Origin of the sequence: Microbispora sp. ZYX-F-249 (genome assembly GCF_039649665.1) — a bacterium.
In the GTDB taxonomy this organism is placed as follows: domain Bacteria; phylum Actinomycetota; class Actinomycetes; order Streptosporangiales; family Streptosporangiaceae; genus Microbispora; species Microbispora maris.
The window spans coordinates 35,921-57,283 of the sequence record NZ_JBDJAW010000011.1 but is presented as its reverse complement, the minus strand read 5'-3'; the positions used below and the strand labels follow the sequence as shown (position 1 = coordinate 57,283).

The following is a 21,363-nucleotide window of genomic DNA, read 5'->3' as shown; positions in this document are numbered from 1 at the left end:
GCCACCCCACCGGGCTGCCGGAGGTCGAGGCCCTGCGCGGCCGCGGACGGACGACCCGGCCGGGAGCGCGCTCAGTCGCAGCGCGTTCCGTTGGCCGGGACCTTCCCCTCCAGCAGGAACGCGTCGACCTTGTCGTCGATGCACCTGCTCTGGCCGTACGCGCCGTGTCCCTCGCCGTTCAGCGTCAGCAGCACGCCGGTGCGCAGCTGTTCGGCCAGCCGCGGCGCCCACTGGTACGGCGTGGCCGGGTCGTTCGTCACGCCGACCACCAGGATGGGATTGGACCCGGTGGCGTCGACGTGCCTGGCGGCGTCGTCCCCGCGCACCGGCCAGACGCTGCACGACCCCGCGCTGATCGCGGTCGAGGCGAAGATCGGGCTCCGCTTCTCCAGCCGCCGGGCCAGCTCCTCGGCCTGGGCGACCGTGGGCCGGTCGGTGCTGTCGACGCACAGCACCGACGGCAGCGAGAACTGCAGCGTCGAGTAGGTGCCGTCCGGCTGCCGCCCGGCGTACTGGTCGGCCAGCGCGAGCAGGCCGTCGAGCCTGCCCTTCCGGCCCTCGTCCAGGGCCTCGGTCAGCAGCGGCCAGGTGAGCCTGCTGTAGAGCGCCTGGGTGATGCCGGCCCGGGCCACGTCCTCGGTGACCGTGCGCGAGCCCACCTTCCCCGGCGTGCGGGACAGGGTGTCGAGGAGCCGCAGCACGGTGGCGTTGGCGGCGGCGGGGTCGGCGCCCAGCGGGCAGCTCGTCCGCGTCTTGGCGCAGTCGGCCAGGTAGTCCTCGTACGCCTTCTGGAAGCCGAGGGCCTGGGTCTTGGCCATCTCGAGCATGCCGATCGAGGGGTCGACGGCGGAGTCGAGCACCATCCGCCCCACCTTTTTCGGGAACTGCGTGGCGTACACCGCGCCGAGGTGGGTGCCGTAGGAGAAGCCCAGGTAGTCGAGGCGCGGTTCGCCGAGGGCCGCCCGCAGCGTCTCCATGTCGCGTGCCGCGTTGACGGTGCCGACATAGGGCAGGATCCAGCCCGCGTTGCGCTCGCATCCCTGCGCGAATCCGGTGACGAGCTTGGTCTCGGCCGCGGCGTTCTCGCTCGGCTCCCTGCTCATGTACTGGTCCATCTGCGGGCCGCTGAGACAGCGGATGCCGCTGCTGCGTTCCACTCCGCGCGGGTCGAAGCTGACGAGGTCGTAGCGGGTGTTCAACGTGGAGAACGCGTGGGCCGCGTTCATGAGCGTCGTGACGCCGGAGCCGCCGGGACCCCCGAAGTTGAAGACCAGGGAGCCGATGCGCCGGCTCTGGTCGGTGGCCCGCAGCCGGACCAGGGCGATACCGATCTTCCTGCCCTCGGGCTTGGCGTAGTCGAGCGGCACCTGGAGCGTGGCGCACTCGAAGCCGGAGGAGGAGGCGGTCTCCTCGCACGCCTTCCAGGACGGTGACGGCGTGGCGGAGGCGTACTCCTCGGGGGCGACCCGCGCGCCGCCGCAGCCGGCGGTCGCCGCCACCGCGCCGAGCCCGGCCACCGCCGCCGCCATGACCGGCCAGATCCTCCGCGCCGACACCCCTCGCGACACTGAAACCCCTCATGTTCGACTGCGTTCGGAGGGTGCCTCGTTTATATCGCAGACCGTCGCGCCGGTATCGCCGACGCACCGGAACTCCGCCTTACCGGACAATGGTCTAAACCATTTCCCCTCCGATGTCCCGGGGGCTGTGCGACGCGCTTGACCGCGAATTGGTTTATACCAGTCTGCGCCCTCCGGAAAAACGACCGATCTTTGATTGGATTAGACCTCTGGCAGCCCTTCTACCTGCTTAGACGCCATATGTGGTGAAGGGTGATGTTTGGTGCTGCTTTTCCTAGGTACAGTCCGGTTGCGGGCCGCGTCCGCGGTTTCTTTGAAGTCGGCGAAGGAGCGTCACATGCCCAAGTACGTTTACGACTTCACCGAGGGCAACAAGGACCTCAAAGACCTCCTCGGTGGTAAGGGCGCCAATCTGGCGGAAATGACCAACATCGGCCTGCCCGTGCCTCCCGGCTTCACGATCACCACCGAGGCGTGCCGTCACTACCTCCGCCATGGCGGCATGCCCGACGGGCTGGAGGGGGAGATCGGCGAGCACCTCGCCGCCCTGGAGGCGCGCATGGGCAAGCGCCTCGGCCAGGCCGACGACCCGCTGCTGGTCAGCGTGAGGTCGGGGGCGAAGTTCTCGATGCCCGGCATGATGGAGACCGTCCTCAACATCGGCCTCAACGACGACTCGGTCCTCGGGCTGGCCAAGCAGTCGGGCAACGACCGCTTCGCGTGGGACTCCTACCGCCGGCTCATCCAGATGTTCGGCAAGACCGTCCTGGGCATCGGCGACGAGCTGTTCGAGGACGCGATGGACGACCTCAAGGGCGAGCGGGAGGACACCGACCTCGACGCCGCCGACCTCCAGCGGCTGGTCGAGACCTTCAAGGGCATCGTCCGCGAGCGGACCGGCCGCGACTTCCCCGCCGACCCCCGTGTGCAGATGGACCTCGCCGTCAGGGCGGTCTTCGACTCCTGGAACGCCCCGCGCGCGATCCTCTACCGCCGCCAGGAGCGCATCCCCGCCGACCTCGGCACGGCCGTCAACATCGTGGCCATGGTGTTCGGCAACATGGGCCCCGACTCCGGGACCGGCGTCGCATTCACCCGGGACCCCGGCTCGGGACGCCAGGGCGTCTACGGCGACTACCTGCGCAACGCCCAGGGCGAGGACGTCGTCGCAGGCATCCGCAACACCGTTCCCCTGCAGGAGCTGGAGACCATCAACCCCCCTGCCTACCGCGAGCTCCTCGACATCATGGCGACGCTGGAGCGGCACTACCGCGACCTGTGCGACATCGAGTTCACGATCGAGCGCGGCAAGCTGTGGATGCTGCAGACCCGCGTCGGCAAGCGCACGGCCGAGGCCGCCTTCTGCATCGCCACCCAGCTCGTGGACGAGGGCCTCATCGACATGGACGAGGCGGTCATCCGGGTCACGGGCGACCAGCTCGCCCAGCTCATGTTCCCCCGCTTCGCCGCGACGGCGGGCAACCGCAGGCTGACCCACGGCATGAACGCCTCACCCGGCGCCGCCGCGGGCAAGGCCGTCTTCAGCTCCGAGCGGGCCGTCGAGCTGGCGGGGCGGGGCGAGGCGGTCATCCTCGTGCGGCGGGAGACCAACCCCGACGACCTCGCCGGGATGATCGCGGCGCAGGGTGTGCTCACCTCCAGGGGCGGCAAGACCTCCCACGCCGCGGTGGTGGCCCGCGGCATGGGCAAGACCTGCGTGTGCGGGGCCGAGGAGCTGGACGTCGACACGCACGCCCGCCGCTTCACCGCGCCAGGCGGGATCGTCGTGAACGAGGGCGAGGTGATCTCCATCGACGGCGGCACCGGCGCCGTCTACCTCGGCGAGGTCCCCGTCACGGCCTCGCCGGTCGCCGAGTACTTCGAGGGCGAGCCGGCCGGGGACGAGCTGGTGCGGGCCGTCGACCGGATCATGACCCACGCCGACTCCGTCCGCCGGCTCGCCGTGTGGGCCAACGCCGACACCGCCGAGGACGCCGCGCGCGCCCGCCGCTACGGCGCCCAGGGCATCGGGCTGTGCCGTACGGAGCACATGTTCCTGGGGGAGCGGCGGCGGCTCGTGGAGGACCTGATCCTGGCCGCGACGCCCAAGGAGCGGCAGGCCGCGCTGGACGCGCTGGAACCGCTGCAGACCGGCGACTTCACCGGCATCTTCACGGCCATGCGCGGGCTGCCGGTGACGATCCGGCTGATCGACCCGCCGCTGCACGAGTTCCTGCCCGACCTCACCGACCTGGCCGTGAAGGTGGCCGTCGCGGAAGAACGGGCGGGGAAGGGAGCGGACGACCGGGACCGCAGGCTCCTGGCGGCGGTCAAGCGGCTGCACGAGCAGAACCCCATGCTGGGCCTGCGCGGCGTACGGCTCGGCCTGACGATCCCCGGTCTGTTCGCCATGCAGGTGCGGGCCATCGCCGCGGCGGCACGGAGGGTCGAGGGCGCCCGGGCGGAGATCATGATCCCGCTGGTCGGCGCGGTGCAGGAGCTGGAGATCGTACGGGAGGAGGCGGAGCGCATCCTCGCCGAGGCGGGCGTGGAGGCGGCGATCGGCACGATGATCGAGGTGCCGAGGGCGGCGCTGACGGCCGGGCAGATCGCCGAGTCCGCCGAGTTCTTCTCGTTCGGCACCAACGACCTCACCCAGATGACCTGGGGCTTCTCCCGCGACGACGTGGAGAGCGGCTTCTTCGGCAGGTACCTCGACCTGGGCGTCTTCGGGGTCTCGCCGTTCGAGTCCATCGACCGTGAGGGCGTCGGCCGCCTGATGCGGATCGCGGCCGAGGAGGGCAGGCGGACCCGGCCGGGCCTGAAGATCGGCATCTGCGGCGAGCACGGCGGCGACCCCGACTCGGTCCACTTCTGCCACGGGATCGGCCTCGACTACGTCTCCTGCTCGCCGTTCCGTATCCCGGTGGCGCGGCTCGAGGCGGGCCGCGCCGCGCTGACCTGCGCGGAGTCCGACACCCGATGAGTTGAAATTCCACAGAACATCCGGACTCGTTGTGGAATGTCCAGGTCGGAGTGGGGGTGGTTCACCGGGTCGCGCGACACGGCCCGGTGACCGTTGAAGCCGCCCGCCTGAGTGATCACTCTACGTACCTACCGCAAGGAAGGACGTGGAGTGAGAAGACGTCGCCGCCCGCCGGCGCTCGCGATCGCCGCGGCGCTGCTGTGCACCCTCCCCACGCTGCTCGGCGCCGCCCCCGTGTCGTCGGCCGTCCCGCCGGCGGCCCCGCTCACGGCCGCCGGGGACGCACCCGCGGGGCGGGCGGACCAGGAGCCGTCGCCGTCGAGGCAGTACCAGGTGGACGGCCCGGCCACCGTCGCGCAGCGCAGCGCGGTGGCCCGCACCGGGGCCGCGATCGACGAGGTGCACGGCCGGAGCATGGTCGTCACCGCGACGCTCCAGGAGTCCGACGCCATCCGGCGGCTCGGGTTCAAGGTCACCGACCTGACGCCCCCGGCCGAGCCCGCCGGCCCGCAGACCTTCGACTTCCCCGCGGGGGACTCCGGCTACCACAACCACGCCGAGCTCAGCGCGCTGGTGGACCAGGTCGTCGCCGCCCATCCCACGATCGCCCGCAGGTTCAGCTACGGCCGCTCCTACGAGGGCCGCGACCTCATGGGCGTCAAGATCAGCGACAACGTGGCCACCGACGAGAACGAGCCGGAGGTGCTGTTCACCGCCCACCAGCACGCGCGCGAGCACCTGACCGTCGAGATGGCGATCTACCTGCTGCGCCTGTTCACCGACGGCTACGGCGGCGACGCCCAGATCACCGACCTGGTGAACACGCGGGAAATCTGGATCCTGCCCGACCTCAACCCCGACGGCGGCGAGTACGACGTCGCCACCGGTTCCTACCGGTCCTGGCGCAAGAACCGCCAGCCCAACGCCGGCACCTCCAGCGTCGGCACCGACCTCAACCGCAACTGGGGCTACAGGTGGGGCTGCTGCGGCGGATCCTCCGGCACCCCGTCGAGCGAGACCTACCGCGGATCGGCCGCCGAGTCGGCCCCGGAGGTCAAGGCGGCGGCCGACTTCGTCCGCGGCCGGGTGGTCGGCGGCGTCCAGCAGATCAAGGCCGCCATCGACTGGCACACCTACAGCGAGCTCGTCCTGTGGCCGTACGGGTACACGACGGCCGACACCGGCCCGGGCATGACGCAGGACGACCGGGACGCGCACGCCGCTCTCGGCCGCAGCATGGCGGCCACCAACGGGTACACCGCCGAGCAGGCGAGCGACCTCTACATCACCGACGGCTCGATCGACGACTGGATGTGGGGCACCTACAAGATCTTCACGTACACGTTCGAGATGTATCCCCGGGGGAGCAGCCCCGGCTTCTACTCGCCCGACGAGACGATCGACCGGGAGACCTCCCGCAACCGGGCGGCCGCGCTGCTGCTCGTCCAGAACGCCGACTGCGTCTACCGGGTCATCGGGAAGGAGTCCGCGTACTGCGGCACGGGCACGCCGCCCGCCGTCGTCTACTCCGACACCTTCGAGACCGCGACCGGCTGGACGGCGAACGCGGCGGGCTCCGACACGGCGACCTCGGGCGCGTGGGAGCGCGCCGACCCCGCCGCGACCTCCTCCAGCGGGGCCAAGCAGCTCGGCACCACGGTCAGCGGGAGCTACGACCTGGTCACCGGCGCCGCCGCCGGGACGAGCGCGGGGGACGGCGACGTCGACGGGGGAGTGACCACGATCACGTCACCGCCGATCACGCTGCCGGCCTCGGGGACGCTCACGCTGTCGTTGTCCTGGTATCTCGCCCACGGGTCCAACTCCTCCTCCGCCGACTACTTCCGCGTGAAGGTCATCGGCGGCACGACGAGCACGGTCTTCGAGCAGCTCGGCGCGGCCACCGACAGGGACGGCGCGTGGAGCGTCGCCACCGCGTCGCTGACCGGGTTCGCCGGCCAGACCGTGCGCATCCAGTTCGAGGCGGCCGACCTGGCGACCGCCAGTCTCGTGGAGGCCGGTGTCGACGACGTCCGCATCACCAGGAGCTAGACCCACTCCCAGCGGATGCCGCGTACGCCGGGCCGGGCGCCGGTGTCCACCAGGTGGGCGGTGCCGAACGCGTCGACGCGCAGCTCGCCGGTGTCGCGGGGCGGCGCCGACGCGTCCGGCGACCAGGTGTGGAAACACCGCACCGGCAGCCGCCCGCCCGTGAACCGCACCTGCACCAGATGCTGCTCGACCGGGTCCCGCAGGCGCCGGTCGTACCGGTCGGCCGGGGCGACGGCGGTGACGTACTCCACGACGTGGGTCTCGCCGGGGCCGAGCGGGTGCGGGAAGATCAGCTCGGTCAGGAGCCCCGTGCCGTCGTCGTCGCCGCGGCCGGGCCGGCACCACTCGGTGCGCAGCAGCCGGGTGCCCGCCGGATGGGCGACCACGTACCGGTCCACGCCCGGCGCGGCGGCCCGCAGCACGACGCGGGCGCTGACCCGGTGCCGCCGGCCGGTGCTCACCACCACCTGCTCGTGGTGGCTGAGCACGGTGAGCGTCTCCGGCCGCCGTCCCCGCGGGCGGGGCGGCCCGAGCAGGCCGATCAGGGCGTATTCGGGCAGGGACAAGATGACCTCGAGCTCCCGGACCGCCGCCAGGGAGGCGGCGCGCTCGGGCCGGGACCGGCCGCGCTGCCAGTAGCTGAGGCTCGACAGGCTGACCTCGAAGCCCCGCTCGCGCAGCCGCGAGTGCAGGCGGTCGAGGCTCAGGCCCCGCGCGCGGATGGCGGCCCGCAGGGCGCGCTCGAAGGGCCCGGACCGGAGGACCTCCGCGAGCTCGTCGTCCACCACCAGGGCTCCTCCCCGGAAGCGCCAGGGCGGCAAAAGCCGAGTATCACCCCCGGCCGCTTACCGGGCAAGAGGGCAATCTCCCATCGGACTACCGGATCTGTCGTGAAACCCGACCTTCGCGGGTACGCTCCATTCCCCGCCGCCACGGGGCTTGCCACAGGGAAGGAGGACGCATGGCCCGCTATGACGAGCACGACCAGGCACGATGGGTGCCTGAGCCGCCCGGCAACCCCGAGCGGAGCGCGTTCGAGCGGGACCGGGCACGCGTGCTCCACAGCGCCTCGCTGCGCAGGCTCGCCGCCAAGACGCAGGTGGTTGCCCCCGCCGACTGCACCGGCCTGCACAGCCCCCGTACGCGGCTGACCCACTCGCTGGAGTGCGCGCAGATCGGCCGGGAGATGGGCAAGGTCCTCGGCTGCGACCCCGACCTGGTGGAGACCGCCTGTCTCGCCCACGACCTCGGCCACCCCCCGTTCGGCCACAACGGGGAGGCCGCCCTCGACGAACTGGCGGCGCCGTGCGGCGGGTTCCAGGGCAACGCGCAGAACCTGCGCCTGCTGACCCGGCTTGAGGCCAAGGTCATCACCGAGGACGGCCGCAGCGCCGGGCTCAACCTCACCCGGGCGACGCTCGACTCGGTGTGCAAGTACCCCTGGGCCGGGTCCTCCTGCCGGATTCCGGGCGTCCCGCTCGCCGGGGAGGGCCAGCCGTACTGCGTCTACCCCGACGACCTGGCGGTCTTCCGGTGGGTGCGGGAGGGCGCGCCCGACTACGCGGTCGGCTTCGAGGCGCAGGTCATGGACTGGGCCGACGACGTGGCGTACTCGGTGCACGACCTGGAGGACGCGCTGACCTGCGGCCACGTCACGATGGCGGCGCTGCGCGACCCGGAGGAGCGGCTGGAGGTGTGCCGCCTGACGAGGCAGTGGTACACGCCCGACGCCGGTCTGGAGGAGCTGTCGGAGACCTTCGCGCGGCTGATCACCGAGCCGCTGTGGCCCGCCGCCTTCGACGCCGGGCTCGCCGACCTCGCCGCGCTCAAGCGGCTCACCAGCGCGCTCATCGGCCGGCTGTGCCGCTCCGCGCAGGACGCCACGCGCGAGGCGTACGGCTGCCGCCCGGCGCCCGCCGGCCGGAGCGCCCCGGGACGGTACGACGCGGACCTGGTGGTGCCGAGGACCACCCGGCTGGAGTGCGCGCTGCTCAAGGGCGTGACGGCGCACTACGTGATGTCGCGGGAGGACCACCACGCCGTCCAGGCCCGGCAGCGGGAGATCATCGCCGAGCTCGGCGATCTCATCCTCCGGGGCGCCCCGGCGACCCTGGAGCCCGCCCTGCGGCCGCAGTTCGAGCAGGCCGCCGACGACGCGGGACGGCTGCGCGCGGTGGTGGACCAGATCGCCTCGCTCACCGACGCGTCCGCCATGGGCTGGCACCGGCGCATGTCCGTGGCCGCGCACCGCCGCCTCAAGGCGGGCTGACCGCGTTCACGGCGTCTCAGAGCGGGATGACGACCGTGTCGTCGTCCTTGTCGTTCTTCTTCTTGGGCGGCTTGGTCTCGTCCGGGGTGGGCGTCGTGGGCTGCTTCGTGGAGGAGTTGGACGAGCTGGACGAGCACAGTTGCGTGCAGGGCGGGGTGGCTCCCAGTTTCTTGCGCAGCGTGAGCATCGCCTTGCGGGGGGAGACCGTGCGGTTGCCGTCGTCCCAGGCGTCCAGGTACGGCCACGGCGGCACGATGCCCCGGCGGACCCACCAGTACTGCGGCTCGACCGGCCAGGAGATGGCGAAGTAGAGGTTGCTCGCGGTGTCGCGGGCGTTGCCCGTGTTGCCCACCCGGCCGAGCGGCTGCCCCGCCTTGACCTTGGTGCCCGGTGTGACGCCCTCCTCGACGGAGTCGAGGTGACCGCCGAGGTACAGCACGCCGTCCTCGCCCTTGACCGTGACGAACCGGCCCTCCCGGTCGGGGCCGCGGTCGGTGGAGGGCGCCCAGGCGTTGTTGACGTTCACCTCCTGCACGACGCCGTCCACCGGCGAGACGAACGCGCAGCCCTTCTTCGCCCAGATCGTGGTCTTGGGGAGCACGAGCAGCTTGCGGGAGTACGACACCTTGCAGCCCTTGATGGGGAAGGCGTACGTGTAGGGGGACATCTTCGGCGGCGGGACCCGCACCGGCTCGTCCCCGGGCGGGGGCACGACGTGGCCGGGCTGGGAGTCGTCGGTGGTGGCCGTGATGCTGTTTCCGGGCGGCGGCGTGGGCGGCAGCGTGCTCACTCCCGCGACCCCGGCGGGCGCGCCGCAGGACGCCGCGACGAACGCGGCGCCGGCGAGGGCGGCCAGTCTCCCCGATCGCATGATCTCCACCTGGTCGACGTTATCGAACCTTTCCTTTGTAACGGACCAAGACGTACATCACGACCTGTTCCGGAAAGTCGTGACATGTCCTCTGCGTCGGCGGCGGGGCGTCCGGGCTGTCGGAGGCAGGCCCTAGACTCGCCAGCGTGGCAGGGCGAAGCGGTCGGATCAGTGACGAGGACATCGCGCTCGTGCGGGAGCGCTCGCCGATCGCCGACGTCGTCGGCGAGCACATCCAGCTCCGCAACGCGGGCGGGGGCAACCTGAAGGGCCTGTGCCCGTTCCACGACGAGAAGTCGCCCTCCTTCAACGTCACCCCGGCCCGGGGCTACTACTACTGCTTCGGCTGCGCCGAGGGCGGCGACGTCATCACGTTCGTCCGCAAGATCGAGAACCTGACGTTCACCGAGGCGGTCGAGCGGCTCGCCCAGCGCGCCGGCATCCAGCTCCGCTACGAGCAGGGCGGCTACGTGCCGGGACGCGAGCAGGGCGAGCGGCTGCGCTTGATCGAGGCGCACCGCGCCGCCGCCGAGTTCTACGCCGAGCGGCTGTCCGCCCCGGAGGCGGCGCCCGGGCGGCGCTTCCTGTCCGAGCGCGGCTTCGAGCGGGCCGACGCCGAGCACTTCGGGGTCGGCTACGCGCCCAACGAGTGGGAGGCGCTGTCGCGGCATCTGATGGCCCGCGGGTTCACCTCCCAGGAGCTGATCAAGGGCGGCCTGGCCCGCGAGGGCAGGCGCGGCCCCGTCGACCGGTTCCGCGGGCGGCTCGTCTGGCCGATCCGCGACATCACCGGAGACGTCATCGGTTTCGGCGCGCGCAAGCTGCTCGACTCCGACGACGGCCCCAAATACCTGAACACCCCCGAGAGCCCGATCTATCACAAGAGCTCGGTGCTGTACGGCGTGGACCTCGCCAAGCGGGAGATCGCCAAGCGGTCCCAGGCCGTCATCGTGGAGGGCTACACCGACGTCATGGCCTGCCATCTGGCCGGCGTGCCGACCGCGGTGGCCACCTGCGGCACCTCCTTCGGCGAGGACCACATCAAGGTGCTGCGCCGGCTGCTGCTCGACCAGGCCGAGTTCCGGGGTGAGGTGATCTTCACCTTCGACGGCGACTCGGCCGGGCAGAAGGCCGCCCTGCGCGCGTTCGCCGACGAGCAGAAGTTCGTCACGCAGACGTTCGTCGCCGTGCAGCCCGACGGCCTCGACCCCTGCGACCTGCGGGTCAAGCAGGGCGACGCCGCCGTGCGCGACCTGATCGCCGGCCGCGAGCCGCTGTTCGCCTTCGCGATCCGCAGCACTCTGTCCCGCTACGACCTCAACACCAACGAGGGCCGCCTGGCCGCTCTCGACGCCGCCGCGCCCGTCGTGGCCTCGATCAAGGACCCGGGGCTGCGCAAGACCTACGTGGTGGACCTCGACCGCTGGCTCGGCTTCATGGACGAGGGCTTCGTCATCCAGCGCGTCCAGCAGGTCGTGGGGCGGACGCAGGACGGCGCGCACGCTCCCGGGCGCAGGCAGCCGGGCCGTACGGCGGCGCCGGCGCAGTCCGCGGCCGTGCGGCAGGAGCCCCTGGACCCCGCCGTCCGCCTGGAGGCGGAGGCGCTCAAGCTCGCCGTGCAGCGGCCCGCGCTGCTCGGGCCGGAGTTCGACGCGCTCGGCGCGGCGACGTTCACCCTGCCCGAGCACGTCGCCCTGTACGAGGTCGTCATGGCGGCGGGGGGGACCGTCGCCGGCGGCCCGGGCGGGCGCGAGTGGGTCGACCGGCTGCTGGAGCAGGCCGACGCCGGTGCGCCGGACGCGACCGGCCTCGACCTGAGGTCGCTCGTCACCCGGTTCGCGGTCGAGGCCGTGCGCGCCGACGTCAACGTCGAGGAGCGGTACGGCGCGGCCGTCCTGGCGAAGATCCAGGAGGTCGCGGTGGGCCGGGCCGTCGCCCAGGTGAAGTCGCGGCTGCAGCGGCTCAACCCGGTCGAGGAGCAGCAGGAGTACAACCGGCTGTTCGGTGAACTCGTGGCGCTGGAACAGCAGCGACGGGTGTTGCGAGAACGCGCGAGTGGGGCCTGAATAAACGTCCCTTTCCAGTCCTCACAGCGGTCAAACATATATTTTGATCTCGATTCGGTATTGACTTCCGCCTTACCTTGGGTGACAAAAATAGGCCTGCCATTTAGTGGTGCCTTTCCTGCACACTGTGTTGCGTGGGTGCATCGGTGCTGCCAAGCAGGCCGCCATCGGTAGACCAGGTGGCGGACCTCGTCGCGAAGGGAAGGGAACGCGGGAGCGTCACGGTTGAAGACGTGGCCGCCGCGCTCGACCGATCCGAGTTGCCCGCCGACGCGCTGGAACGCGTCGTGCGGATGCTCGCCGAGAACGGAGTTGAGGTCCTCGAGCCGCAAGGCGACGAGGAACCCGGCAAGCCGGACGAGGAGGATATCGGCAAACGCGCTCCGACCAGCGACCTGGTCAGGATCTACCTCCGGGAGATCGGCAGGGTTCCGCTGCTCACCGCCGAGGAGGAGGTGGAGCTGGCCAAGGCCATCGAAGCGGGCCTGTTCGCGGAGGACAAGCTCTGCGAGAGCCCCGCCGCCAGGTTCGCCCAGCCGGAGCTGGAGGACCTGGTCTGGGAGGGCGTCCGCGCCAAGCAGCGGCTCATCGAGGCCAATCTCAGGCTCGTGGTCTCCATCGCCAAGCGCTATGTGGGCCGCGGAATGCTGTTCCTGGATCTCATTCAGGAGGGCAATCTCGGCCTCATCCGCGCGGTCGAGAAATTCGACTACACCAAGGGATACAAGTTCTCGACCTACGCGACGTGGTGGATTCGCCAGGCGATCACCCGGGCGATCGCCGACCAGGCGAGAACGATCCGGATTCCCGTGCACATGGTCGAGACGATCAATAAATTGGTCCGGGTGCAGCGGCAGCTCCACCAGGATCTCGGCCGGGAGCCCGCGCCCGAGGAGATCGCCGCAGAGATGGACCTGCCCATCGACCGCGTGGTGGAGATCCAGCGCATCGCGCAGGAGCCGGTCTCGCTTCAGGCGCCGATCGGCGAGGAGGACTCCGATCTCGGCGACTTCATCGAGGACGCCGACGCGGTGGTGCCGATGGAGGCCGCGGCCTTCATCATGCTGCAGGACCAGCTCGACGACATCCTGGCCACCCTGTCGGAGCGCGAGCAGCGGATCATCCAGCTCCGGTTCGGCCTCTCCGACGGTCACCCCCGCACGCTGGAGGAGGTCGGCAGGGAGTTCGGCGTGACGCGTGAGCGCATCCGCCAGATCGAGTCCAAGACGCTGGCCAAGCTGCGCCACCCCACCCGGGCCCAGATGCTCCGGGACTACCTGGACTGACGCTTCTCGGACGCGGACGAGCGCCTCCCGGCTCACGGGAGGCGCTCGTCGCGTTCCGGGCCCGCAGGGGTGCTTGGATCGATCCATATGCGGGCCGTGCCGGGGGCTGCGACCATCGCCGGGCGATCCGAAAGGTGGATGACATGAGTGAGCCCGCGGTCCGGCCGAACGAGACGACGGTGCCGTTGCTGCCGTGCGCGTCGCCGGAGGAGACCCTGGCGTTCTACGAGGCGCTGGGATTCGAGGCGACCTACAAACAGACCAAGCCCTATGTCTATCTGGCGCTGCGGTGGAGCGGATTCGAGCTGCACTTCGGCCCGGCGCCCAAGGACCTGGATCCGGCCCGGGAGCATTCCGGAGGCTGCCTGGTCATGGTCGACGCCGTGGCGCCCTACCACGCGGCGTTCGTCGCGGCGATGCGCCGCGTCCATGGGAAGGTGCTGAGCTCCGGCCTGCCGCGGATCACCCGCTACCGGCCCGGCGCGTCCCGGTTCACGCTGATGGATCCGTCCGGCAACTCGATCATCTTCATCCAGCGCGACGAGCCGGCCGAGCTGGAGTACGGCGGTTCGAAGAAGCTGACGGGCCTGGCCAAGGCGCTCGACAACGCCCGGATACTGCGCGAGTTCAAGAACGACGACCTGCAGGCCTTCCGCGCGCTCAAGTCCGCCGTGCGCAGGCACGCCGTGGACGCCTCGCCGGTCGAGCGGGCCATCGTCCTGTGCCACCTCGTCGACCTGGCCACGGTCCTCGGTGAGCCCGCCGATCCCTGGCTCACCGATCTGCGTGGTCTGGAGCTCACCGCCGACGACAGGCGGCGTGTCGAGTCGGAACTCGGGCATCTCGCCGGACTCCGGGAGTGGCTCCCCTGAGCGCGGAGCGGCTCCTCGCCCGGGTCGCACGGATCCCGCGCTCGGAGCCGTGCGACAGGAGGGGCGGGGCCGCCGGATAGCCTCGGGGGTGTTATCGGTCGTCGTACGCTGGCGGTGCCTCTTGACTCCTCCCAAGCCCTCGCTGTCCCGCCTGTTCGGCTCCCGGCTGCCCCGTGAGGTCCGTACGGCTCTCGCGCTGGAGAGCGGGGAGCGCCCGATCAGCCACGCGCGTACGCCGGAGGGCGGCCACGCCGTCGCCACCACGCGGGCGCTGTACCTGCCGGACGGGCCGCGCCTGCCGTGGCACCTCATGGACAAGGCGGTGTGGGACGAGGAGGGCGTGACGGTCACGATGACGGACGGATCCGTCCACCGGTCCCTCCTGCCCGAGCCGGGCAGGCTGCCGGAGACGATCCGCGAGCGGGTGACCTCGACGATCGTCGCGAGCCGCCATGTGACCATCGACGGCCGCGGGGGAGTGCGCCTCGTCGCCCGCCGGATCCCCGGCTACGACACCCCGCGCTGGGAGTTCATCTTCGACCCCGGCCTCGACGCGAAGGACCCGGGCCTGCGCGCGCACGCCGAGCAGGCGCTCGAAGAGGTACGGCGCAGCCTCGGCGTCTGACGTCGGCACGGGCCATGGAATGATCACTTCGCATGAAATGGCGAGTGATGACGGCGGCTGTGCTCGGGATCGCGGCTCTGCCGGTGCCCGCGCAGGCGGCGGCGGTCGACGTGGTGGCCGCCGTGCGGCGGCTTGAGGCCCAGGGCAGCCCGGTGAAGATCTTCCAGCACACGTCGGTCGCCTGGCCGCGCGACCCGCGGGTGGACGAGTTGCCCCGCGGCTACTGCAAGGGCGGGAGCAGCGACCCCCACGTGACGGGCATGGCGCGGCTGGGCCCCGGCGGGGTCGTGGCCGCGGACATGAAGCGGTCGATGCTGTGGGACAACTGCAGTCTGCAGTTTCTGAGAGAGGACGCCGCAGGCGGCGACCGGCGCGCGGGTGACCTCGCCCGGGTCGGTTTGGCGGCACATCGTGTGCGCAGCGTCGGCGCCGTGCTCTACGGCGCGGGCCCGGCGTACGGCGGCACGTCGTGGGCGAAGATCGGGAAGGCGCCCGGCGGCGCGGCGCTCTACGGTGACCAGATCATCGACGCCTTCGACCTCGGGACGCTCAAAGCCCTGGTCGCCTCCGCGTCGAGCAGCAGACCGGGATCGGCGGTCCACGATGCCGACGACCGCGCGGTCAAGAAGACGTGGAGCTACCGCGGCACGACCACCTTCGGCAAGCTGTTCGCGATGTCCAAGTCGTTCCGGACCATGCTCGGCGGGCGGCTCGACCCCCGGTTCGGCGCGATCACCGTCTTCTGGGGGATCGCCACCGACCTGACCGGGAAGCCGATCGTGGTCCAGGCGGTGTGGCGGCCCGGCAAGGGCTATGCGGCGGAGTCCGTGGCCGTCGCCACCCGCTTCAGCTGGGACGTGAAAGCCTCCATCACGGCCCCCCGCACCCGCAGGACCGCGCGGGACCCCTACGGGGACGACGTCGCCGACCTGTTCCGTCCCTGAGCGTGTCCTGCCGGGGCCGTACGGTGCGGGGTGCCGATCGGGCGTGATCTCGGCGCGGTTGCTCTTGTGGCGCCCGCTCGCGCTTGGCGAGCGGCGGGCCCCGGCCGGGGTCGGGGGCCCGCCGTGCGTGGCCGCGGCTCGCCGGCCGCGGTCCGTGTGTATGGCCTGCCGGGAGGCGACCCGCCCCGCCCTGTCCGCAACGTGGGAACGGGCCGGCCGCGGTCCGGGTGTGGTCTGCCGGGGGATCGGCTCAGGGGATCTGGTCGGCGCCGGCCGGCCAGCCGGTGGCCGTGCCGACCCGGTCGGTCCTGTCGGACTCCCAGGACGACTCCGTCTTCCTGAGGAACGGCACCTTGTCGCCCGCGAGGTCCTTGGCCTTGCCCGCCACCTTCGAAGCCTGGGCGCCGACCAGCCCCGCCGCCTCCTGCACCGTGGGGCTGTCCGCGAGCCGCTGTGCGAAGCGCTTGATCTGCTCGTAGCGCTCTCGCCCGGCCCGGGTGCCGAGGACGTAGCCGACGGCCAGCCCGGTGGCGAACATCGCCTTGTATCGCATCTTCCACCTCCGCGCTCGTGTTCCCCGCCCCCCTACCCCGAGGGCCTGTCTCTATCCAACAGCAGCCGCCGCGGCCCCGCCCGGGCGGGCTTCCGGGGCGTCCGGGCGCTCTTTGCCGTACGCCGATCAAGACCCGACGACTCGCGGACGGAATCGATGTGACAGACACCCCCCGGAGTGCGCTAATCTAGTTCCGCGCCGCAAGGAAAGCCGAAAGGCCGGAACGAGCGGAGCAGGAAGTAACAGCAGTACAGCACGATCCCGTGTAGCTCAATCGGCAGAGCAGCCGGCTGTTAACCGGCAGGTTATAGGTTCGAGTCCTATCGCGGGAGCTCATCACTCCGGAGGCCGGTGATCCCAGATCACCGGCCTCGGTCGTTTTTCAGGGTCGTGGGCCGTTTTCCAGGTCCGCACGCGATGGCCACGGTATGACCACGGCGCGGCCGCTGCCCCCGGGGAACACCGGGGGCAGGGCTCATCGGAACGTCACCCGCTCGCTCGGAAATCCGCCGTTCCCCGCGATCGCCCGGGCCCGCGCCCGCCCTACCGACAGGCGGAGACCTCGCGGGCAGGCGGCTATGGCAGGAGCTCGGGCTCGTGCGCCTCGACCAGGTCCTTCGGCGCGGTCAGCAGCCACGCCTCGGTGACGAGTTCGAAGAGCTCGTCCTCCTCGATCCTGTCGAGCTTCACCACGACCCAGCCGAAGCGTCCCGCGGTGAACTGCACCTCGAAGACCTCGGGACGCTCGGACACCAGCGCGATCTGCTCCTCGATCGTCTGTTTGAGCCCGACGGTCCGGGTCTTCTCCCACAGATATCCGAAGCCCTTGCCGTCCACCTTCAGCGAGACCCACTCGCCGCCGTAGCTCTGCTCGACTTCGGGCAGCCTGGCCAGCAAGGCCAGGAACTCATCCACGCTCACGCCCATGGCTCACCTTCTACCAGCCGCCTCCGACATTCGCGTCAGCAGTTCTCCTCAGAGCCCTTGAGGAGCTCGTTCCGCCACGCGTAACGGGGTGAGTGAGGCAACGGCATCACTGTCGGCCGGTCGAGCAGCCCTCGGACGGCGCCCTTGCCGTGAAGACCCTCTCCGCTCGCGCTGGAGCACGGAACTCGATGATGGCCTGGACGGCGTCGTTTCGGAGACCACCTTCGACGATCTCGCGAAGACGGGCGACGAGGCCAGCCTGATCCGCCGGATCGACCGTCCTGTCTCCCGTCATGGCGACCCTCGCCCACGAACGTGCGGCGGGCGGTCGTACCTGGCGTCTGTCAGGGGAGCGGTGCTGTCTACCGGGACGTTGACCTCGTCGTCGATGTCGGAAGGACCACCGAAAGGTCGGGGTTCGCGTCAATATGCAGAGGGGCGTCGCGGGCATCGCGTGCCGGATCCACTCCAGCACGACTACGAGAGCGTGTAGCTAGTGAGTTGCATACACAAGCAGATAGTGTGACGTGGACAGGAACACTGGCAATCCGCTACTCTCGCCGAGCGGTCGGAGAACCGGGTCCTGCGCGGGCGGGTCCTGCGAGACTGCTCTCGGCGCCTACGGCGCCGTCCGTCTCACTGGTCGAAGGAGAAAGGCCACCGCGTGGCGAAGCTGACGTTGCCGCAGCTCGAACGGCATCTGTTCGGAGCGGCGGACATCCTCCGCGGCAAGATGGACGCCTCGGAATTCAAGGAGTACATCTTCGGGATGCTGTTCCTGAAGCGCTGCTCCGACCAGTTCGAAACGGTGCGGGAACAGCTCATCGCGAGGCTCGTGGCCAAGGGGCGCAGCCGCGAGGAGGCGGAGCGCAGCGCGGAGAACCCGGACTTCTACGAAGACGACTTCTTCGTTCCGGAGGAGGCCCGCTGGGAGTACATCAGGGCGTACTCCCGCACCAAGGGTGTCGGCGACCTGCTCAATAAGGCGCTGCACGCGCTGGAGACGGCCAACTCCGAGTCGCTCGAAGGTGTGCTGGAGCACATCGACTTCACCCGCAAGGTCGGCCAGTCGACCATCCCGGACAAGCGGCTGCAGCAGCTCGTCGATCACTTCAACCGTTACAAGCTGCGCAACGAGGACTTCGAGTTTCCCGACCTGCTCGGTGCCGCGTACGAGTACCTGATCGGGCAGTTCGCCGACTCAGCCGGCAAGAAGGGCGGGGAGTTCTACACCCCGCGTGGGGTCGTCCGGATGATGGTGGGCCTGGTCAAGCCCGGCCCCGGCATGCGCGTCTACGACCCGTGCTCCGGCTCGGGAGGCATGCTCATCCATGCCAAGGAATACGTCGAGGAGCACGGCCAGGACCACCGCGACCTGAGCCTGTACGGCCAGGAGTACAACGGCGGCACCTGGGCCATCTCGAAGATGAACATGCTCCTGCACGGGATCAACAACGCCGGTCTGGAGAACGACGACACCCTCGCCAACCCGGCCCACACCGAGGACGGCGAGCTGCTGCTGTTCGACCGGGTGCTCACCAACCCACCGTTCTCGCAGAACTACGTGCGGGCCGGCATGGAGCACCCCGAGCGGTTCCGGTATGGCTTCGCGCCGGAGACCGGCAAGAAGGCCGATCTGATGTTCGCCCAGCACGTGCTCGCGGTGCTGACCCCAGACGGCGTCGGGGCCACGGTCATGCCGCACGGCGTGCTGTTCCGGGGCGGCAAGGAGAGGGACATCCGCGAGGGCATCATCCGCGACGACCGTCTGGAGGCGGTCATCGGCCTCGCGCCAAACCTGTTCTACGGCACCGGCATCCCCGCCTGCATCCTCGTCCTGCGCGGCAGCGACCCGCGGCCGGAGGAGCGGCAAGGCAAGGTGCTGTTCATCAACGCCGACCGCGAGTTCACCCCCGGCCGCGCGCAGAACTTCCTCGACCCGCAGCACGCCGAGAAGATCGTCGCCGCGTACGAGGAGTACACCGACATCCCCGGCTTCGCCCGTGTGGTCGATATCAAGGAACTGCGGGAGAACGACTTCAACCTCAACATCCGCCGCTATGTCGACAACACCCCGCCGCCCGAGCCGCAGGACGTACGCGCCCACCTGAACGGCGGCGTGCCGAAGAGCGAGGTGCGCGACAAGGAGCGCCTGTTCCGTGCTTTCGGCATCGACGCCGGCGAGTTGTTCGCCGAGCGGGACGCCGCCTACTACGACTTCCTCCCCGAAGGTTGGCAGCGTACGGCCGAGCGCCTGCCCGAGCTGGCCGCCCCCGCCGAGGTCCGGCTTCGCGAGGCGTTCGCCGACTGGTGGACGCGGCACAGCAAGCGCCTGGTCGAGCTGCCCGAGTCGCGCGAGGTGATGGAGATTCGCAGGGAGCTGCTGAACTCCTTCGTGGCCGAGTTGCAGCCGCTCGGCATGCTCGACCGGTTCGAGCTGGCCGGCGTCGTGGCCGCCTGGTGGGGCGAGACGCAGTACGACATCAAGACGCTGTCCCTGAACGGCTTCGACGGCGTGGTGGACGGCTGGATCGCCACCATCGAGGACGCGTTCGACAAGGACGAGGAGACGGCGGAGTACTGGGACAAGCAGAAGGTCGCCGCCGAGAAGCGCAAGGCCCGCGACCATCGGGTGGTCCCCGAGCTCATTCCGGAGTACCTGGTCGAGCTGGAGGAGGCCGAGGCGCGGTACGCCGAGCTGAACGGACAGTACAAGGCCGCCACCGCCAAGCCGGAGGATGAGGAGGACGAGACCGAGGAACCGGAGGACCGGCTGTCGGAGGAAGAGCTGAAGAAGCTCAAGGCCGAGGTCGCCGCCGCCCGCCGGAAGGTCTCCGCGCTCGAGGGCGACTTCATGCCCCGGCTCCACATGGCCGCTGAGATGCTGGACGAGGACCAGCGCCGCGATCTCGTCCTCGGCGTCCTCCGCACTGCCCTGGCCACGCGCCTCGACTCCCGTACGGCCGCCGCGCGGCGCTTGTTCGAGACGGCCTTCCGCACCTGGGCCGACAAGTACGCGGTCACCCTCCGCGACCTCGAAGCCCAACGCGAAGCCGCCGCCGCCCGCCTGGAGGACTACCTGAAGGAGCTCGGCTATGCGTGACATTGACCGGTGGCCAGTTTGCCCTTTGGGAGAAATCTTCTCGATCTCCTCGGTGGCAGTGAACCCAGCACTCCGACCGGATACGGTATTTACGCACTATAGCCTACCTGCTTTCGACTCTCACGCTGGGCCGGTTGCCCAGGCGGGCAGAGATATTGAGAGTCAAAAGTTTCTAGTCGGAGCGCCTAGTGTTCTGGTATCGAAGCTAAATCCTAGGATTCCGCGAGTGCAGATAGCAGAGCATCCGCGAGGAGATGGCTGTGACGTTGCGTCTACGGAGTTTATGGTATATGTGCCTAAAAGTAATGTAGACGTGGACCTTCGGTTCTATAAAAGATTATTTTCTTCTGGAGATTTCTCGGGCAAGCTTCAGGCCTGTGCAATTGGGACTACAGGAAGCCATACTCGGGTGCGTCCGCGGGAGACCTTAGGGTGGAAGGTTCCGTATCCTCCGTTGGATGAACAGGGGCGGATCGCGGAGATCCTTGATGCGCTTGACAGCAGAATAGAGGATGCAAGGAGGGCGGAAGTCAAACTAGGGAAGGTTGAGGTTGCTCTCATATCCGAATTGCTGTCGAGTGTGACAAGTTTCGATCGACTCGGACTGGTTGTCGAGAGGGTGATTGATGGTGTGCACCATACCCCTGCTTATGTGGAGTCGGGGGTGCCATTCTTGACTGTAGAGAACCTTACGCGTGGTCCAGGCATCTCATTCACCCCGTGTCGTTACATATCCACATCGGATCACCGTAGTTTCATCAAGCGGGTGGCTCCTCGTCCAGGCGACGTTCTGGTGTCGAAGGATGGGACCTTGGGTGTGGCTAGAGTTGTCCCACGTGGTGCACCCGAATTCAGTATTTTCGTTTCTGTGGCCTTGCTTCGGCCCCGCATGGGCAGGGTCACATCGGATTTCTTGGCGCTGTTTTTCGACTCGTCCATCTTCCGCCGGCAATTAGCTGCTCTCTCATCTGGAAGTGGGCTTAAGCATATCCATTTGCACGAGATGAAATCTTTTCGTCTGCCGTTGCCACCCCTTCCGGATCAGGAACAAATTGTCGCTCGGATACGAGATGCTCGCGCGGTCCGACGGGCCGGAGTCGAAGAGCTATCGAAGCTGAAGCTTATAAGGGAGGGGCTTACGCAGGACCTAATGACCGGGCGGGTGCGGGTGTCGGAGGCGGAAGCTGTGCTAGAGAACTTGTAAATGCCAAGAGTTCTCTGGTCCGACT

At 69.6% G+C, this 21,363-nt stretch carries 15 protein-coding genes and 1 tRNA gene; 11 read left to right on the top strand and 5 right to left on the bottom strand.

Going from position 1 to position 21,363, the window contains the following annotated elements; all coding sequences use genetic code 11:
• Positions 1-71 precede the first annotated feature (71 nt).
• Positions 72-1,568 carry an alpha/beta hydrolase gene (locus AAH991_RS15470; RefSeq protein ID WP_346226505.1) on the bottom strand — a complete coding sequence of 499 codons (1,497 nt, stop codon included), beginning with the start codon at positions 1,566-1,568 and terminating at the stop codon, positions 72-74.
• Positions 1,569-1,917: 349 nt separating this feature from the next.
• Between AAH991_RS15470 and ppdK the strand changes: the two genes are divergently transcribed.
• Both ppdK and AAH991_RS15460 read left to right on the top strand, forming a co-directional pair.
• Positions 1,918-4,566 (top strand): pyruvate, phosphate dikinase, encoded by a 2,649-nt coding sequence (gene ppdK, locus AAH991_RS15465; protein WP_346226504.1) that lies wholly within the window; start codon positions 1,918-1,920, stop codon positions 4,564-4,566.
• A gap of 150 nt (positions 4,567-4,716) precedes the next feature.
• Positions 4,717-6,618: a M14 family metallopeptidase gene (locus AAH991_RS15460; protein WP_346226503.1), complete on the top strand. Its 1,902-nt coding sequence runs from the start codon at positions 4,717-4,719 to the stop codon at positions 6,616-6,618.
• Here the strand turns inward: AAH991_RS15460 and AAH991_RS15455 are convergent.
• A complete protein-coding gene (locus tag AAH991_RS15455) occupies positions 6,615-7,406 on the bottom strand; it encodes a hypothetical protein (protein ID WP_346226502.1) in 792 nt (263 codons plus the stop codon). The two genes, AAH991_RS15460 and AAH991_RS15455, sit on opposite strands and share 4 nt — an antisense overlap.
• Positions 7,407-7,579: 173 nt before the next feature.
• Between AAH991_RS15455 and AAH991_RS15450 the strand changes: the two genes are divergently transcribed.
• On the top strand, positions 7,580-8,887 hold the full coding sequence (locus AAH991_RS15450; protein ID WP_346226501.1) for a deoxyguanosinetriphosphate triphosphohydrolase: 1,308 nt from the start codon (positions 7,580-7,582) through the stop codon (positions 8,885-8,887).
• 16 nt (positions 8,888-8,903) lie between these two features.
• Here AAH991_RS15450 and AAH991_RS15445 read toward each other — a convergent pair whose 3' ends face one another.
• The gene (locus tag AAH991_RS15445; protein ID WP_346226500.1) at positions 8,904-9,758 is read right to left on the bottom strand and encodes a M23 family metallopeptidase; all 855 of its coding nucleotides are present in this window, start codon (positions 9,756-9,758) and stop codon (positions 8,904-8,906) included.
• A gap of 146 nt (positions 9,759-9,904) precedes the next feature.
• Here AAH991_RS15445 and dnaG point away from each other — a divergent pair, with 146 nt between their 5' ends.
• From dnaG to AAH991_RS15420, 5 genes are all read left to right on the top strand, one after another.
• Positions 9,905-11,824, top strand: a complete 1,920-nt coding sequence (gene dnaG / locus AAH991_RS15440; RefSeq protein ID WP_346226499.1) for a DNA primase — start codon at positions 9,905-9,907, stop codon at positions 11,822-11,824.
• A gap of 146 nt (positions 11,825-11,970) precedes the next feature.
• A complete protein-coding gene (gene rpoD, locus AAH991_RS15435) occupies positions 11,971-13,110 on the top strand; it encodes an RNA polymerase sigma factor RpoD (RefSeq protein WP_346226645.1) in 1,140 nt (379 codons plus the stop codon).
• Positions 13,111-13,253: 143 nt separating this feature from the next.
• Positions 13,254-13,982: a DUF8817 family protein gene (locus AAH991_RS15430; RefSeq protein ID WP_346226498.1), complete on the top strand. Its 729-nt coding sequence runs from the start codon at positions 13,254-13,256 to the stop codon at positions 13,980-13,982.
• Between the two features lie 121 nt (positions 13,983-14,103).
• Complete coding sequence (locus tag AAH991_RS15425; protein ID WP_346226497.1) at positions 14,104-14,607, top strand: hypothetical protein; 504 nt, start codon at positions 14,104-14,106, stop codon at positions 14,605-14,607.
• A 32-nt stretch (positions 14,608-14,639) separates the two neighbouring features.
• Positions 14,640-15,551, top strand: a complete 912-nt coding sequence (locus tag AAH991_RS15420; protein ID WP_346226496.1) for a hypothetical protein — start codon at positions 14,640-14,642, stop codon at positions 15,549-15,551.
• A gap of 250 nt (positions 15,552-15,801) precedes the next feature.
• Here AAH991_RS15420 and AAH991_RS15415 read toward each other — a convergent pair whose 3' ends face one another.
• A complete protein-coding gene (locus AAH991_RS15415) occupies positions 15,802-16,104 on the bottom strand; it encodes a YtxH domain-containing protein (protein ID WP_346226495.1) in 303 nt (100 codons plus the stop codon).
• 259 nt (positions 16,105-16,363) lie between these two features.
• Between AAH991_RS15415 and AAH991_RS15410 the strand changes: the two genes are divergently transcribed.
• A tRNA-Asn gene (locus AAH991_RS15410) sits at positions 16,364-16,436 on the top strand.
• Positions 16,437-16,680: 244 nt separating this feature from the next.
• Here AAH991_RS15410 and AAH991_RS15405 read toward each other — a convergent pair.
• Positions 16,681-17,031 carry an MmcQ/YjbR family DNA-binding protein gene (locus tag AAH991_RS15405; RefSeq protein ID WP_346226494.1) on the bottom strand — a complete coding sequence of 117 codons (351 nt, stop codon included), beginning with the start codon at positions 17,029-17,031 and terminating at the stop codon, positions 16,681-16,683.
• A gap of 664 nt (positions 17,032-17,695) precedes the next feature.
• Here AAH991_RS15405 and AAH991_RS15400 point away from each other — a divergent pair.
• Entirely contained in the window at positions 17,696-20,134 is a 2,439-nt protein-coding gene (locus AAH991_RS15400; RefSeq protein WP_346226493.1) for a type I restriction-modification system subunit M, read from the top strand.
• On the top strand, positions 20,127-21,338 hold the full coding sequence (locus AAH991_RS40475; RefSeq protein ID WP_428833989.1) for a restriction endonuclease subunit S: 1,212 nt from the start codon (positions 20,127-20,129) through the stop codon (positions 21,336-21,338). The genes AAH991_RS15400 and AAH991_RS40475 overlap by 8 nt, the downstream gene beginning before the upstream one ends.
• Positions 21,339-21,363 lie beyond the last annotated feature (25 nt).

What these genes read in the sequence shown, in the direction of transcription:
- AAH991_RS15415 (WP_346226495.1), bottom strand. Translation starts at nt 16,104, where the DNA reads ATGCGATACAAGGCGATGTTCGCCACCGGGCTGGCCGTCGGCTACGTC.
- AAH991_RS15430 (WP_346226498.1), top strand. Translation starts at nt 13,254, where the DNA reads ATGAGTGAGCCCGCGGTCCGGCCGAACGAGACGACGGTGCCGTTGCTG.
- AAH991_RS15450 (WP_346226501.1), top strand. Translation starts at nt 7,580, where the DNA reads ATGGCCCGCTATGACGAGCACGACCAGGCACGATGGGTGCCTGAGCCG.
- AAH991_RS15420 (WP_346226496.1), top strand. Translation starts at nt 14,640, where the DNA reads ATGAAATGGCGAGTGATGACGGCGGCTGTGCTCGGGATCGCGGCTCTG.
- AAH991_RS15445 (WP_346226500.1), bottom strand. Translation starts at nt 9,758, where the DNA reads ATGCGATCGGGGAGACTGGCCGCCCTCGCCGGCGCCGCGTTCGTCGCG.
- ppdK (WP_346226504.1), top strand. Translation starts at nt 1,918, where the DNA reads ATGCCCAAGTACGTTTACGACTTCACCGAGGGCAACAAGGACCTCAAA.
- AAH991_RS40475 (WP_428833989.1), top strand. Translation starts at nt 20,127, where the DNA reads ATGCGTGACATTGACCGGTGGCCAGTTTGCCCTTTGGGAGAAATCTTC.
- AAH991_RS15405 (WP_346226494.1), bottom strand. Translation starts at nt 17,031, where the DNA reads ATGGGCGTGAGCGTGGATGAGTTCCTGGCCTTGCTGGCCAGGCTGCCC.